Annotated in this window: 13 protein-coding genes; 11 read left to right on the top strand and 2 right to left on the bottom strand. The window is 60.3% G+C overall.

Annotated features, from left to right (window positions below; all coding sequences use genetic code 11):
* Window positions 1-461: 461 nt before the first annotated feature.
* The 9 genes from H8S56_RS03830 (at window position 462) to pcaC (ending at window position 8,212) form a co-directional block, all read left to right on the top strand.
* Window positions 462-1,547, top strand: coding sequence for an acyltransferase family protein (locus H8S56_RS03830; protein WP_187517910.1), 1,086 nt, complete (start codon window positions 462-464; stop codon window positions 1,545-1,547).
* 76 nt (window positions 1,548-1,623) lie between these two features.
* Complete coding sequence (locus tag H8S56_RS03825; RefSeq protein ID WP_187517909.1) at window positions 1,624-2,244, top strand: hypothetical protein; 621 nt, start codon at window positions 1,624-1,626, stop codon at window positions 2,242-2,244.
* A gap of 93 nt (window positions 2,245-2,337) precedes the next feature.
* Entirely contained in the window at window positions 2,338-2,580 is a 243-nt protein-coding gene (locus tag H8S56_RS03820) for a glutaredoxin family protein (RefSeq protein ID WP_024687999.1), read from the top strand.
* Between the two features lie 36 nt (window positions 2,581-2,616).
* Complete coding sequence (gene pcaQ / locus H8S56_RS03815) at window positions 2,617-3,546, top strand: pca operon transcription factor PcaQ (RefSeq protein WP_187517908.1); 930 nt, start codon at window positions 2,617-2,619, stop codon at window positions 3,544-3,546.
* A gap of 133 nt (window positions 3,547-3,679) precedes the next feature.
* Entirely contained in the window at window positions 3,680-4,399 is a 720-nt protein-coding gene (pcaH, locus tag H8S56_RS03810; RefSeq protein ID WP_024687997.1) for a protocatechuate 3,4-dioxygenase subunit beta, read from the top strand.
* Between the two features lie 11 nt (window positions 4,400-4,410).
* Entirely contained in the window at window positions 4,411-5,013 is a 603-nt protein-coding gene (gene pcaG / locus H8S56_RS03805) for a protocatechuate 3,4-dioxygenase subunit alpha (protein WP_187517907.1), read from the top strand.
* A gap of 68 nt (window positions 5,014-5,081) precedes the next feature.
* Window positions 5,082-6,431, top strand: a complete 1,350-nt coding sequence (locus H8S56_RS03800) for an MFS transporter (RefSeq protein ID WP_187517906.1) — start codon at window positions 5,082-5,084, stop codon at window positions 6,429-6,431.
* A gap of 24 nt (window positions 6,432-6,455) precedes the next feature.
* Window positions 6,456-7,817 carry a 3-carboxy-cis,cis-muconate cycloisomerase gene (locus H8S56_RS03795; protein WP_187517905.1) on the top strand — a complete coding sequence of 454 codons (1,362 nt, stop codon included), beginning with the start codon at window positions 6,456-6,458 and terminating at the stop codon, window positions 7,815-7,817.
* Window positions 7,814-8,212 carry a 4-carboxymuconolactone decarboxylase gene (gene pcaC, locus H8S56_RS03790; RefSeq protein WP_024687993.1) on the top strand — a complete coding sequence of 133 codons (399 nt, stop codon included), beginning with the start codon at window positions 7,814-7,816 and terminating at the stop codon, window positions 8,210-8,212. Before H8S56_RS03795 ends, pcaC begins: the two co-directional genes overlap by 4 nt.
* Before the next feature lie 67 nt (window positions 8,213-8,279).
* Here pcaC and H8S56_RS03785 read toward each other — a convergent pair whose 3' ends face one another.
* Window positions 8,280-9,536: an OprD family porin gene (locus H8S56_RS03785; protein WP_187517904.1), complete on the bottom strand. Its 1,257-nt coding sequence runs from the start codon at window positions 9,534-9,536 to the stop codon at window positions 8,280-8,282.
* A gap of 222 nt (window positions 9,537-9,758) precedes the next feature.
* On the opposite strand from H8S56_RS03785, the gene H8S56_RS03780 reads away from it, so the two are divergent.
* A complete protein-coding gene (locus H8S56_RS03780; RefSeq protein ID WP_024687992.1) occupies window positions 9,759-10,646 on the top strand; it encodes a DMT family transporter in 888 nt (295 codons plus the stop codon).
* A gap of 132 nt (window positions 10,647-10,778) precedes the next feature.
* Here H8S56_RS03780 and H8S56_RS03775 read toward each other — a convergent pair whose 3' ends face one another.
* The gene (locus tag H8S56_RS03775) at window positions 10,779-12,107 is read right to left on the bottom strand and encodes an MFS transporter (RefSeq protein WP_024687991.1); all 1,329 of its coding nucleotides are present in this window, start codon (window positions 12,105-12,107) and stop codon (window positions 10,779-10,781) included.
* 598 nt (window positions 12,108-12,705) lie between these two features.
* On the opposite strand from H8S56_RS03775, the gene quiC reads away from it, so the two are divergent.
* On the top strand, window positions 12,706-14,613 hold the full coding sequence (gene quiC / locus H8S56_RS03770; RefSeq protein WP_024696122.1) for a 3-dehydroshikimate dehydratase QuiC: 1,908 nt from the start codon (window positions 12,706-12,708) through the stop codon (window positions 14,611-14,613).
* Window positions 14,614-14,621: the final 8 nt, after the last annotated feature.

The raw sequence follows: 14,621 nt of genomic DNA, 5'->3' as shown, positions 1-14,621 counted from the left end.
CAATTACGGCACCTTATCAAGTCAGCTGCCGATGAGCATTTCGCCTTGCGCTGGTGCGCGATGCAGACGCCTTTGCGCCAGATCGGCGCATCCTTGCGATTGCAGCTGCGCAACCTTACTCCATAAGCGCATGACTCGAGAAAAAACCCGGGTGATGGTTTAGCAGTTTCATAATCGCTGCGGTTGGCTATGCTCGTTGTGCATGGGCAGGATTACACCGCGCTGCCTCGCAGCCGACACCGGAGTGCGGCAGGTGGCTGACCGGTGAGGCGGTCGATCAGGCACGAATCTGTGAGTAACCTGACGCGTTCGCGAGCAAACTCGCTGCGACAGAAAACAGCGGTTCTTCAACGGGCAAAGTGGTGTTTGACGAGCCTCGGTTCGCTTGAGCAGTACGCCGTGCCCGCACAAGGCAATTCTGGAAGTACCGACGCCGCGTCGGTCAGTGATTGGAGAGGGGCATGGAGCGGTTGTACTCGCTGCAAGGATTGAGGGGCCTGGCCGTTCTGGGTGTGGTGCTGTTTCACATAATGCCGATCGAGGCGCGATTCTCCGGTGGCGACATCCTGTTGCCGTCCTCGCTGGATTTCTTTCAGCTCGGGGTGGACCTGTTTTTCGTCATCAGTGGGTTCGTGATGGTGATTGTCAGTCGCGGGCGGTTTCAGAGCGGCGTCGAGGCCCGGCGCTTTCTGTTCAACCGGGTGTCGCGGATCTACCCGACCTATTGGCTGTACTTTTTCATCACCCTTGGGATTTATCTGGTGCAGCCAGGCATGGTCAACAGCGGCCATGGTTCATCCAACCTGCTGATGTCATTCCTGCTGCTGCCCAACGACAAGGTGCTGCTGGTGATGGTGGCCTGGTCGCTGCTGTTCGAGCTGTGGTTCTACCTGGTGTTTTGCGGGTTGCTGCTGTTCAAGGAACGTTATCTGCCCTGGCTGATGGGAGCATGGGCGTTGCTTATCGTGACGTTCAATCTCGTGCAGGACTGGCAGGACTATGCCCCGGCGTTAAAGATCATCCTGCATCCTTATTCCCTGGAGTTCATTATCGGCGTCGCGCTGGCGTTGTTCTTTTATGGTCGGCACAGCGAACGCGTGCCGACGTCTGCAACGTGGGCGTTGTTGTTCGCAGCCTTGCTGGTCGGCGTTCCGCTGATTGCGACTTATCGGCTTTACGACAGTCAGGGTGTGTTGCGCATGCTGACGGTGGGTAGCACCTTTGGTGTGTTGGTGTTGACGCTGGCCCTTCTAGAGCGGCGCAGGAAGATAACCGTCCCCGCGCCGCTAGTGGCCGTCGGTGACATGTCTTACACGGTCTATCTGTCCCACGTGCTGGTCATCGGAGTGATCGGGCGTGTCTGGAGTCTGGTCGGCGCATGGCCCGAGAGCTATCTGGATAACCTGTTCTTCGCCTTGCTCATGCTGTCGGCGACGGTGTGCTACGGCTGGGTGGGCTATCGTTGTTTCGAGAAACCGGTACTGGAGCGTGCCAACGCGTTCGGTAAACGGCGCTTTAAAGCTGACGCTGTCAGAGCGGGTGCATAGAAAACTTTGCGTGGCGTCAGGCACAGGTCTTCTGCTGTTATGCGTCGTTGAGACACGTACATCAAGGAGGCTGCGTATGGGTCCACACCTGATCACACCGTATGGCGGAATCACGGTCATGCTGCCCGCCGCGCTGGTGATCGGCGCATGGCTATGGACCGCTCGGTCGAAGCGCTCGGCGCTGCTGTGGGGCGCGACGATTTTCTTCGCTTATTCGACAGTCGTGCTCAGCAAGGTGCTGTTCAAGGGCTGGGGCATGGCCATCGAAAGCCTGGGCATCTACGTGCTCAGCGGCCATGCCATGAACACCTGTCTGATTCTCACCGTCAGCTTGAGCCTGCTGGCACGTCAGCTCAATCATCGGCTGCGCTGGGCGGGTGCGACGCTTGGGTTGACGTTGGGCTGGCTCTACAGTGCGTTTTGCGTCGCACCGTTCATTCATCCACTGGCCGAGGCAATCGCTGGAGCATTGGTAGGCTCGCTGGCCGCTGGCGCATTTCTGCTGGGCCTTGAGGGGCATGCTCCCAGAAGAATCCCGTCTTCGGCCGTGGTCGTGGGCCTGTTGTTCATCGCCATCAGCAGCACCACGACCAAGTACAACGCCGAACGACTGCTGGACCGAATTTCAGTAAAGATTTCAGGTTCCGAGCGCGCCTTTAAACAGCCCGACTGGCGTGCTCCGGCCGAGCCGTTGTAGACGCGCTCCGGCAGTCTGTCGCCTCGACGTTCGGTCGGGGCGGGCCTAGAATAGGGGGCAGTTTCCTTACGCGTTTGTACAGGAGGTCGCTCTATGCTGCCTGAGTGCCAACTGTTCGGCACACTGAACTGCCACTTGTGTGAAATCGCCGAAGCGGTGTTGCTGCCGTTCGTTGACGAGTGCGGTTTGCTGGTTGAGCGGCGCGACATCTGCGAGGATGAGTGGCAGTTCGAACGTTACGAGTTGCGCATTCCTGTGTTGCGCCGTGTCGACACCGGCGAGGAACTGGACTGGCCTTTCGATGCGCCCCAGGTGGCGTCCTTTCTGAGCAACTGACCGGCTCTTCTTTTCATCCTCAAGGCAAGACACGCAGTGAATATCGATACCCGAATCAAGTTTCGCCATCTGGTGTGCTTTCTTGAAGTGGCGCGCCAGGGCAGTCTGGCTCGGGCCTGCGATGTGTTGTCGATCAGCCAGCCCGCGCTGTCCAAAACCCTCAAAGAGCTGGAAACCCTGCTGGCCACCACGCTTTTTGTGCGCAGCAAAAGTGGCGCGGCGCTGACTGAGGCTGGCGTGGCGTTCATGCGCTTTGCCGGGCCCAGCGTTCAGGCCTTGCGCGAAGGCGTGAACAGCCTGCGCTCCGGTGAGCATGAGACGGTGACGGCGCGTCTGGGCGTACTCTCGACGGCCGAAAGTCTGTTGGTGCCCGAAGTCGTCGCCCGGTTGCACGCACAGCATCCGGCGTTGATCGTCAGCGTGATGACCGGTCCCAGCGCTTATCTGTTGTCACAATTGCGGGTCGGGGAGCTGGATCTGGTGGTTGGCCGAATGACTGACAGCCCGCAGATTCAGGGGCTGACGTTCGAGCACCTGTACAACGAATCGATGACGCTTGTGGTGCGCACCGATCACCCGCTGCTCGCTGCGCCTCTCCAGCGCGAGAGCCTGGAGCATTTCCCGCTGGTATTGCCGCTGGCCGGCACCACCATTCGCAAGTTTGCCGACAGCCTGTTCGTGCAGTGCGGCATTCAGCCTCCACGCCAGCGGCTGGAAACCCTGTCACTGACGCTGAGTCGTCGCTATGTCCAGTGCAGCAATGCGATCTGGATTGCACCGCTGGACGCGGTGTTGCAGGAATTGCAAAGCGGTACGCTGGTCGAGCTGGACATGGGCATCCGCGAGCCTGGCGGTTCGGTGGGGCTGTGCAGTAACCCGGCCTTGCCCCTGACCCGCGCGGCGCAATGGTGCGTGGATGAATTGAGGGTCGTCGGCGAGGCTTATCGCAACGGGCGCTATGCATAACCATTTGGTTATGGATGAAGGGCGTTATTTCAGTTTTCGATGATGCGTAAAGCACGCGACACTTCGCCACAGCCTGTCGCGCAAGTGCTAACGCCTGCGCGCTCATAAGAAAGCCAATAACAAGGAGAACGCCATGTCTGTCGCGGACAACAGCCGCTTCGTCATTCGTGATCGCAACTGGCATCCAAAAGCCCTCACGCCTGATTACAAGACCTCGATCCTGCGCTCGCCGCGCCAGGCGCTGGTCAGCATCCCTCAGTCCGTTTCCGAAGCCTCTGGCCCGGATTTTTCGCACCTTACGTTCGGCCAGCATGACAACGACCTGCTGCTCAATTTCAACCACGGTGGACTGCCGATCGGTGAACGCATTCTGGTTGCCGGGCGAGTCTGCGATCAGTACGGCAAGCCCATCGCCAACACGCTGGTGGAGATCTGGCAGGCCAACGCTGGCGGTCGCTATCGTCACAAGCGCGATGCCTACCTGGCGCCCATGGACCCCAATTTCGGCGGCGTGGGGCGTGCGCTCACCGACAGCGAAGGCAACTACAGCTTCCGCACCGTCAAGCCCGGCCCGTACCCTTGGCGTAACGGCCCCAATGACTGGCGTCCGGCGCACATCCACGTCTCGATCAGCGGCCCGTCGATTGCCACCCGGCTGATCACCCAGCTGTATTTCGAAGGTGATCCGCTGATTCCGATCTGCCCGATCGTCAAGTCCATCGCCAACCCTGATGCGGTGCAAAGCCTGATCGCCAGACTCGATCTGGGCATGGGCAATCCGATGGATTGCCTGGCATATCGCTTTGACATTGTTCTGCGCGGCCAGCGCAAGACCCACTTCGAAAACTGCTGAGGAGGCCCGACATGCCCGTTCAACTGTTGCAGGAAACCCCTTCGCAAACCGCTGGCCCTTACGTGCACATCGGCCTGGCGCCACACGTGGCCGGCAACCCGACCCGCGAGCTGGAGATCTGGAACGAAATGGCCAAACCCGGCGCGCCGGGTGAGCACATTGTTCTGCTGGGCAACGTCTTCGATGGCAACGGCCACCTGATTCGCGATGCCTACCTGGAGTTCTGGCAGGCCGATCACGAGGGGGCGTATCACAGCGAATACGATCCAGCGAACCTGTTCAACGGCTTCGGTCGTACGGCCACGACCGATGACGGTCAATGGATTCTGAAAACGATCAAACCCGGTACTGTGCGCAACGCGGCCGGTGTGCCGATGGCGTCGCACATCAACGTTTCCCTGTTCGCCCGCGGCATCAATATTCACTTGCAGACCCGGCTATATTTCGACGACGAAGCGCAGGCCAATGTCGTTGATCCGGTGCTCAACCTGATTGAGCAACCGCAGCGCCGCGAGACGCTGATCGCGCGCCGCTGCGAAGTGGAAGGCAAGCCGGCCTATCGGTTCGACATTCGCGTGCAGGGTGACGGTGAGACGGTGTTTTTCGATTTTTGATTAAGCTGCGTGCGTTACACGGTGCCTGCAAACGCAGGTGCCGCTAATAAAAATAAAAGGAAATGTTCATGACACTATCCGCTCGCGGGACTGCGACGGGCACGCTCGACGTGCAGGCTTTCATCAACGCTCAACCCTTGTCTGGCTATCAGTGGCGTGTCGTCGCGCTGTGCTTTCTGATCGTCTTTCTGGATGGACTGGACACCGCTGCGATGGGCTTCATCGCGCCCGCCCTGAGCCAGGACTGGGGCATCGACCGCGCCAGCCTGGGCCCGGTAATGAGTGCCGCGCTGATCGGCATGGTGTTCGGCGCGCTGGGTTCCGGTCCACTGGCCGACCGTTTCGGTCGCAAGGTGGTGTTGGTGGTTTCAGTGTTTCTGTTCGGGCTGTTCAGCCTGGCATCGGCCTATAGCGCCAACATTGATCAACTGCTGGTGCTGCGCCTGCTCACCGGTCTGGGGCTGGGTGCAGCGATGCCCAACGCGACCACGCTGCTGTCCGAGTACACCCCCGAACGTCTCAAGTCATTGCTGGTCACCAGCATGTTCTGCGGCTTCAACCTGGGCATGGCTTGCGGCGGTTTCGTGTCTGCCAAGATGATTCCGAGTCTGGGCTGGCACAGCCTGTTGCTGCTCGGCGGTATTCTGCCGCTGGTGTTGTCGGTCGTGCTGATGGTCTGGCTGCCGGAGTCGGCGCGGTTTCTGGTGGTGCGCAACCGGGGTGCCGAGCGGATTCGCAAGGTAGTGGCACCGATTGCGCCCAAGGAAGTGGCGGGTATAACGGCGTTCAGCGTGCCCGAGCAGAAGACTGTCAGCAGTCGCAACGTGCTGAAAGTGATTTTCTCGGGTACTTACAGTGCAGGCACCTTGCTGTTGTGGCTGACGTATTTCATGGGGCTGGTGATCGTTTACCTGCTGACCAGTTGGCTGCCGACGCTGATGCGTGACAGCGGCGCGAGCATGGAACAGTCGGCGTTCATCGGTGCGCTGTTTCAGTTCGGCGGTGTGCTCAGTGCGGTGGGCGTCGGCTGGGCAATGGACCGTTACAACCCGCACAAGGTGATAGGCGTGGCCTACGCACTGGCGGGCGTTTTCGCCTGGCTGGTCGGGCAGAGCCTGGGCAATGTGGCGGTACTGGCGACGCTGGTACTGGTCGCAGGCATGTGCATCAACGGCGCGCAATCGGCGATGCCGTCGCTGGCGGCGCGCTTCTACCCGACTCAGGGCCGCGCCACCGGTGTCTCATGGATGCTGGGCATTGGCCGGTTCGGTGCGATTCTTGGCGCGTGGGCCGGTGCAACCCTGCTGGGGCTGGGCTGGACCTTCGAGCAAGTGCTGACAGCGCTGGTGGTGCCTGCTGCACTGGCTGCGCTGGCGATCCTGGTCAAGGGCTGGGTCAGTCATTCGGACGCCACTTGAAACCTTTAACTCTGGAGCAGTGAAGTGAACCGACCGGGCAATCAACTTTTCGATGCGTATTTCACGCAGCCTGACATGCGCCGGATTTTTTCGGACGAAGGGCGCGTACAGGGCATGCTGGATGTCGAGGCGGCACTGGCGCAGGCTCAAGCCCGGGTCGGTCTGATTCCGCAGAGCGTGGTGGCGGATATCACGCAAAGCTGCCGTGCCGGGCTGTTCGATTTCGATGAGCTCGCGGTTGCCATCGGCAACGCGGGTAACTCAGCGATTCCGCTGGTCAAGGCGCTGGGCAAACACATCGCTGCACACAGCCCGGAAGCCGAACGCTATGTGCACATGGGAGCCACCAGTCAGGACGTGATGGACACTGGGCTGATTCTGCAGATCCGCAGCGCCATTGACGTGCTGGAGCGCGACCTGGCTCAACTGGGCGCTTCGCTGGCGCAACAGGCACAGGCCCATGCAGCAACGCCGCTGGCCGGGCGTACCTGGCTGCAGCAGGCTACGCCTGTCACGCTGGGGATGAAAATTGCCGGCTGGCTGGGGGCCGTCACGCGCCATCAAGAGCGCTTGCAGGAAATCAAGCCACGCCTGTTGTGCCTGCAATTTGGCGGCGCATCAGGCAGTCTGGCGGCTTTGGGCGATCAGGCGTTCGACGTGGCGCAAGCGCTGGCCGCCGAGCTGCAGCTGGCACTGCCCGAACAGCCTTGGCACACGCAACGGGATCGACTGGTGGAGTTCGCCGCGTGGCTCGGCCTGATCGCCGGCAGCCTGGGGAAACTGGGCCGCGATGTCAGTCTGTTGATGCAGACTGAGGTGGGTGAAGTGTTCGAGCCTTCTGCGCCGGGTAAGGGCGGGTCGTCGACCATGCCGCACAAGCGCAATCCGGTTGGGGCTGCTGTCATGATCGGCGCAGCGACACGTGCGCCGGGTCTGGTCGCGACGATGTTCGCGGCGATGCCTCAGGAGCACGAGCGCAGCCTGGGTTTGTGGCATGCCGAATGGGAAACCCTGCCGGAACTGTGTTGCCTGGTGTCCGGTTCCTTGCAGCAGGCGCTGCACATGGTGCCAGGCCTGCAGGTCGATGCCGAGCGCATGCGCGTCAACCTGGAGTCCACTCAGGGGCTGGTGCTGGCAGAGGCTGTCAGCATTGCGTTGGCCCAACGTATTGGCCGCGACGCCGCGCATCATCTGATCGAGCAGAGCTGTCGTCAGGCCGTGGAGCGGGGCGCGCACCTGCGTCAGGTGCTGGGCGAAAACCCTCAGGTGACGGCACAACTTTCTTCTGACGAGCTGGATCGTTTGCTCGATCCGGCCCATTACCTTGGCCAGGCCCGACGTTGGGTCGAACGCGCCGTGGCCGAACACACAAGGATCACGCAATGACCGAAGACGAACGTTACCAGGCCGGCATGCAGGTGCGCCGCGCCGTGTTGGGCGATGCGCATGTCGACAACAGCCTTAAAAAGTTGACGCCCTTCAACGAGGAGTTTCAGGAAATGATCACCCGGCATGCCTGGGGTGACATCTGGACACGTCCCGGCCTGCCAAGGCATACCCGCAGCCTGATCACCATCGCCATGCTCATCGGCATGAACCGCGAAGGTGAGCTGCGTCTGCACCTTAAAGCGGCCAAAAACAATGGCGTGACCCGCGAAGAGATCAAGGAAGTGCTGATGCAGAGCGCGATCTACTGCGGCATTCCAGCGGCCAACGCTACCTTTCACCTGGCTGAAGAGGTGTGGGACGAGATGGGTGTGGAGTCGCTGAGTCAAGCGTGAGTGGATTGAACTGAAAACGCCGCCGCCGTGTTGAACGGCGGCGGCGTTTTTCATGGAGCCAGCGGGGTCAGAGCAGCGAAAGCGGATAGCTGACGATCACGCGGTTCTCGTCGAACTGGTTGGTGCTGTAGTCGCGACGCATGGTCGAATTGCGCCACTTGAGTGACAGACTCTTGAATGTGCCGCTCTGGAACATATACGCCAGCTCGGTTTCGCGCGCCCATTCTTCGCCATCAGTGATCGCGCCGGTGTGCACGTTTTCGCCGCTGATGTAGCGGTTCATCAGGGTCAGACCGGGCACGCCCATGCCTGCAAAATCGTAGTCATGGCGCAGTTGCCAGGATTTTTCCCGGGCGTTGTCGAAGCTGGAGTTGTAGCTGTCGTTGGCCAGGGTGCCGCCGCTGGTGCCGTTGACGCGCATCCACGCGCTGTCGCCGCTGACCTTCTGCAGGCCCACGTAGAACGTGTTGCCGCCTTGGCGGGCCGAGAGCAGGGCCGACCAGGTCTTGTTGTCCAGATCGCCTGCCAGCGACTGGCCGTCGTCCTTGCCCTGGAAGTAACCGAGGTTGGCGCCCAGCGTCCAGCTGCCCAATGGCTGGCTGTGCAGCAGATTGACGTATTGCTGGTGGTAGATGTTTTCAAGCTCTGCGTACCACAGGCCGACCTGAGTGCGTTTCTCGTTGAAGACGTATTCGCCGCCACCGAAGTTGAAACGGTCGGAGGTGAAGGCCGCACGACCGTTCATGGACATGTCTTCCATGCTGGCGTCGTTGCGCGGGCTGTTGCCGCGGAACTGGCCGCCGTAGAGGGTCAGGCCATCGATCTCTTTGGACGTTATCTGACCGCCCTGAAACGTCTGCGGCAGGGATCGGCCGTCATCGGAGCGCAGAATCGGCAGCACTGGCATCCATTCACCGACTTTCAGTTCGGTCTTGGAAAAACGCGCCTTGCCTGCCACAGCCAGGCGTCCGAAGTCGTCCGCGGGACGTCCGTCGCTGTGGATCGGCAATAATTGTGTGCCGCCGGTGCCTTTGCCGCCGTCCAGCTTGAGCGAGTAGAGGCCCAGCACGTCGACGCCGAAACCCACAGTACCCTGTGTAAAACCGGAGCGAGCGTCGAGGATGAAGTTCTGGGTCCACTCCTCGGCATAGTTCTGCGCGTTGGCCGGGTCGACGAAGTTGCGATTGATGTAGAAGTTGCGTAGGTTCAGATTCACCTTGGCATCGTCGATGAAGCCTGCAGCGTGGCTGACAGTGGGCGTCAGGCTGGCCGAGATGGCCGCGGAAAGACCGCAAACGACTTTGCAGCGAAAAGATGGGCGCATGGTAGACCTTTTTTGTAGTTATTCAGTCGGTGGAACTGGCTGTGATAGTGAAAGGGCAGAAGACTGTCTGCAATTGTGAAAGCGTGGTTTTGGGCGATTACCGAACGTTAATGAACCGGTTCGAACATTTTGTTCGGGACGATGCGAAGGCAGGCTGCGATGCTCGTTGACGAGCGCTACCTGTACACATTCAGCCCGACGATAATTGAGTAAGGAAGCCCGATGAGCACTGCCAGTACGCCCCTGTCCGGCGTCAATCAACCTCTCAAAGGTATCGGTTTCATTCTGCTGGCCACGTTTCTGTTCGCCAGCCACGACACACTCTCCAAATACCTGTCCGGCTTTTACCCGATCATTCTGGTGGTGTGGGCGCGCTATCTGGTGCACACGCTGCTGATGGCCTGCATCTTCATGCCGTCTTCAGGCTTGCGTGTGTTGCGTACCAAGCGCCCTGGGCTGCAGGCATTGCGTGCGCTGGCCTTGCTGGGCACCAGTCTGTTATTCACCAGTAGCCTGATGTTCATTCCGCAGGCCGAGGCCACGGCGGTCAACTTTCTCGCGCCACTGTTGGTCACCGCGCTATCGGTGCCGTTGCTGCACGAGCGGGTGACGCGCGGGCAGTGGATTGCGGTGATTGTCGGCTTCATGGGGGTGATGATCATCATTCACCCGGGCGGTGAATTGTTTACGCCCGCGATTCTGCTGCCGCTGTCTTCGGCCTTGTGTTTTGCGCTCTATCAGTTGCTGACCCGACTGGTCAGCCCTTTCGACAGCCCCACCACCAGCAACTTTTTCGCCGGCTTGTTCAATACCTTGTTGATGAGCGCGCTGGTGCCGTTCTTCTGGGAAGTGCCTGCGCTCAAGCATTTGCCATTTCTGCTGGCGCTGGGCGCTTGTGGCATGGCGGCGCACCTGCTGCTGACCCAGGCGTTCCGCTTTGCTGCGCCCGCGATGCTGGCACCTTTCAGCTACTGCCAGATCGTGTTTGCCGGGTTGCTGGGGTTCATCGTGTTCGATCACATGCCCTCGCCGACGGCACAGGCAGGCATCGCGATCATCTGCCTGAGTGGCCTGGCGGCGGCGTGGCAGCAGCGGCGTAAAGGCGCTTAGCTCTATAAACACGGTGTTGGGCAGCCAGTACGGAGCGGGCTGGCTTGCGAAGACGACTGTTTATCCGCAGCAGGTGGCAAAAAAAGGCCCGCTCACTCGCGTGAACGGGCCTTTCTCGTGTGCCTCTACCTATCATTGACTCAGGTTCGGTACCTTGCGCGGGGCCATGAAATACATCCAGACCAGTGCGATGAAGTACATCGCCGGGATCATGGTGAACAACACGTTGTAGTTGTTGTTTGTAGCGGTCAGTACCGCGCCGACGATCTGGGTCATGAACATGCCACCGATGGCTGCACACATGCCGCCGAAGCCGAACACCGTGCTCATCATGTGTTTGGGCGTGTAGTCCATCACCAGGCTCCAGATGTTGGCGGTCCAGGCCTGGTGCGCACCTACGGCCAGCGAGATGGCCAGTACTGCAACCCACAGGCCGCTGGCGTTGGCAGCAAAGACCACGCTGCAGATGGTGATGGCGAAGATCAGCATCGAGACCAGTCGCGCCGTGGTGGCCCTTACGCCTCGTCCGATCAGCCATGAGGACAGAATGCCGCCGCCAATGCTGCCAAAGTCAGCGGTCAGCCAGATGAGAATCAGCGGAATGCCCATCTGAGTGACACTGATGCCCAGGTTGTATTGCTGATTGAGGAACGGTGGCAGCCAGTACAGGTAGAACCAGAACACCGGTGCAGTGATCGCATACGCCAGGGCGAAGGCCCAGGTGCCACGCATCTTCAGGATGGCCGAGAACGGCATTTTGACAGGCTCAGGCTCGACTTCCTGATTGATGTAGTCCAGCTCGCTCTTGCTGACGGTCGGGTGTTCTTCGGGGTTGTAGTACTTCAGGCGCCACAGGATGACCCAGATCAGACCGAGCGAACCCATCGCCACGAAAGCAGCCTGCCAGCCCCAGACCGTCAGGATCAGCGGCAACAGCGCCGGAGTCAGCATGGCACCGACGTTAGTCCCGGCGTTAAAAATGCCGGTGGCAACCGCACGTTCGCCGGCCGGGAACCAGAGGCGTGTGGTTTTGACGCAGGCCGGGTAGTTGGCTGCTTCTGTCAGGCCTAGAATAAATCGGCAGACCATGAAGCCGACTGCTGAAGTGGCCAGGCCGTGTGCGCCGGTTGCCAGGCTCCACAGCAAAACCGCCAGGAAGAACGCGCGCTTGACGCCGACACGGTCGATGAAGCGGCCCTGGAGCACGAAGCCCACCGCATAACCGACCTGGAACCAGAAGTTGATGTTGGCGTAATCCATCGCCGTCCAGCTCATCTCCTTGGCAAGAATCGGCTGCATGACCCCCAGGGCTGCGCGGTCGATGTAGTTCAGGGTAGTGGCGAAGAACACCAGAGCAAGCATGCCCCAGCGAGTCTTGCCCACGGCGAGTGCACCGCGAATCTTTTCGCCCATGCCCGCACGGGCGGCCTGGGCGACAGGGTTGGTCTGGGTATTAAGCATGATGTTCTAACCATCCGTTCCAAGACTGCGCTGCTGGCGACAGTCGGACTGAGAAGTCCACTCGATTCAAGCGTCAGGCATGTAAAGTGAAGTCGCCGGGTTCGAAAAGTCAGAGGCTCAAGGCCTTTTCGAGACGATCCTGCGGGCGGATAATTTACAGGCTGTTGCCGTCGAGTGCGCTGGATTGTTTCAGGCGATGAGGTGCGCGACCTGGCTTTTGGCCAGATGGCTTGTCAGAGGCTGCAATCGCGAAAGACGGATGGGCGAACTGGCGGACGGAGCGGGAAGGGTGCACATGAGCAATGTTCCTGTTGTTTGAATTGTTATGGTTGCTGCTGATGAAGCGTGATCAAAACCATTGATTGCGCTGCAAGGTGGAGCTGATGTTGAGCATTGCGCGGTACAGCGTCAATTGAGCAAGACGGCTTCTGTTCGATAATCGAACGTAAAACTAACCAGTTCGTACACTTTGTGTTGCTGTAGTATTTTGACAGGGAAATACTTTACTCGCACCTCTGAATAAGGCCGAGAAAGGCCAGGAATGCGGTGCTGTCCAGTCACGATCCATGGGGTCGTGTTCATCCAGGAGCTGAAAAGCATGCAGCGTTCAATTGCCACCGTATCCTTGAGCGGTACTCTGCCCGAAAAGCTCGAGGCCATCGCCGCAGCCGGCTTTGATGGCGTCGAAATTTTCGAAAACGACCTTTTGTACTACGACGGCAGCCCGCGCAACGTCCGGCAAATGTGTGCCGATCTGGGCATTGCCATCACGCTGTTTCAGCCGTTCCGCGACTTTGAAGGTTGCCGCCGTGATCGCCTGCAGCGCAACGTGGACCGCGCCGAGCGCAAATTCGACCTGATGCAGGAACTGGGCACCGATCTGGTGCTGGTCTGCAGCAACGCATCCGCCGATTCTGTGGGCGACGAAAATATCCTGCTCGACGACCTGAGCCTGTTGGCCGAGCACGCTGGCGCGCGGGGCCTGCGGGTCGGTTACGAGGCACTCGCGTGGGGGCGGCACGTCAACACCTGGCAGCAGGTCTGGAATCTGGTGCGCCAGGTGGATCACCCGGCGCTGGGTGTTCTGCTCGACAGCTTCCACACCCTGTCGCTGAAGGGCGACCCGAGTGCAATTGCACAGATCCCGGGCGACAAGATTTTCTTCGTGCAGATGGCCGACGCACCGGTTCTGGCCATGGACGTGCTGGAGTGGAGCCGTCATTTCCGCTGCTTCCCTGGCCAGGGCGAGTTCGATCTTGCCGGTTTCCTTGCGCCCATCCTGCGCACGGGCTACACCGGCCCGCTGTCGCTGGAAGTCTTCAACGATGGCTTCCGCGCGGCCCCGACGCGCGCCAATGCCGCTGACGGCTTGCGTTCGCTGCTGTATCTGGAGGAAAAGACCCGCCAGTTGATGGCCCGAGAGGATGAAGCGAACGTTCCGGACATCCTGTTCAGCCCGCCACCGGCCAGTTCTTACAACGGGGTGGAGTTTCTTGAGTTCGCCGTTGATGAAAGCCACGGCGCACGTCTCTCAGGCTGGCTGGAGCGGCTGGGTTTCGCCAAACTGGGTCAGCATCGCTCCAAGGCAGTCAGCCTGTTGGGGCAGGGCGACATCAAGATCGTGCTTAACGCCGAGCCCTATTCCTTCGCGCACAGTTTTTTCGAGGCCCACGGCCCGTCGCTGTGCGCGACCGCCTTGCGGGTCGATGACGGTCATCAGGCGCTGGAGCGTGCGCGGGCCTTTAAAGGCCAGCCTTATCGGGGGCTGGTCGGTCCCAACGAGCGCGAGATTCCATCGGTGCGTGCTCCCGACGGCAGCCTGATTTACCTGGTCGACAACGCCGCGCCGGGTGATTCGATCTACGACAGCGATTTCGTCGTCAACCCGCAGGCAGCCAGCAAAGGCGGCCTGCAACGCATCGACCACATGGCGATGGCGCTGCCGGCTGACAGCCTTGACAGCTGGGTGCTGTTCTACAAGAGCATTCTGGACTTCGAAGCCGACGACGAAGTGGTGCTGCCGGACCCTTACGGGCTGGTCAAGAGTCGTGCCTTGCGGAGCCGTTGCAGCACCGTCCGACTGCCGCTGAACATCTCCGAAAACCGCAACACGGCGATTTCCCACGCACTGTCGAGCTACCGCGGTTCGGGCGTTCATCACATCGCGTTTTCCTGTGAAGACATCTTTGCCGAGGTCAGCCGCGCCAAGGAAGCCGGTGTGCCGCTGCTGGACATTCCGCTCAACTACTACGATGACCTGGCGGCCCGCTTCGATTTCGATGACGAGTTCCTCAGCGAGTTGGCCTACTACAACGTGCTGTACGACCGTGACGCGCAGGGTGGCGAGCTGTTTCACGTCTACACCGACGCGTTCGACGGGCGTTTCTTCTTCGAGATTCTGCAGCGCAAGAACGGCTACATCGGCTATGGCGCGGCCAACGTTGCGGTGCGTCTGGCCGCGATGGCCAAGGCGCGTAGCGTGGCGGTGCGTCAGGCGCGGCTCTGACGTCGATC

Origin of the sequence: Pseudomonas triticifolii, from assembly GCF_014358015.1 — a bacterium.
Classification (GTDB): Bacteria; Pseudomonadota; Gammaproteobacteria; order Pseudomonadales; family Pseudomonadaceae; genus Aquipseudomonas; species Aquipseudomonas triticifolii.
Note: the sequence above shows the minus strand (reverse complement) of the source record. Positions and strands in the feature narration are given on the sequence as shown.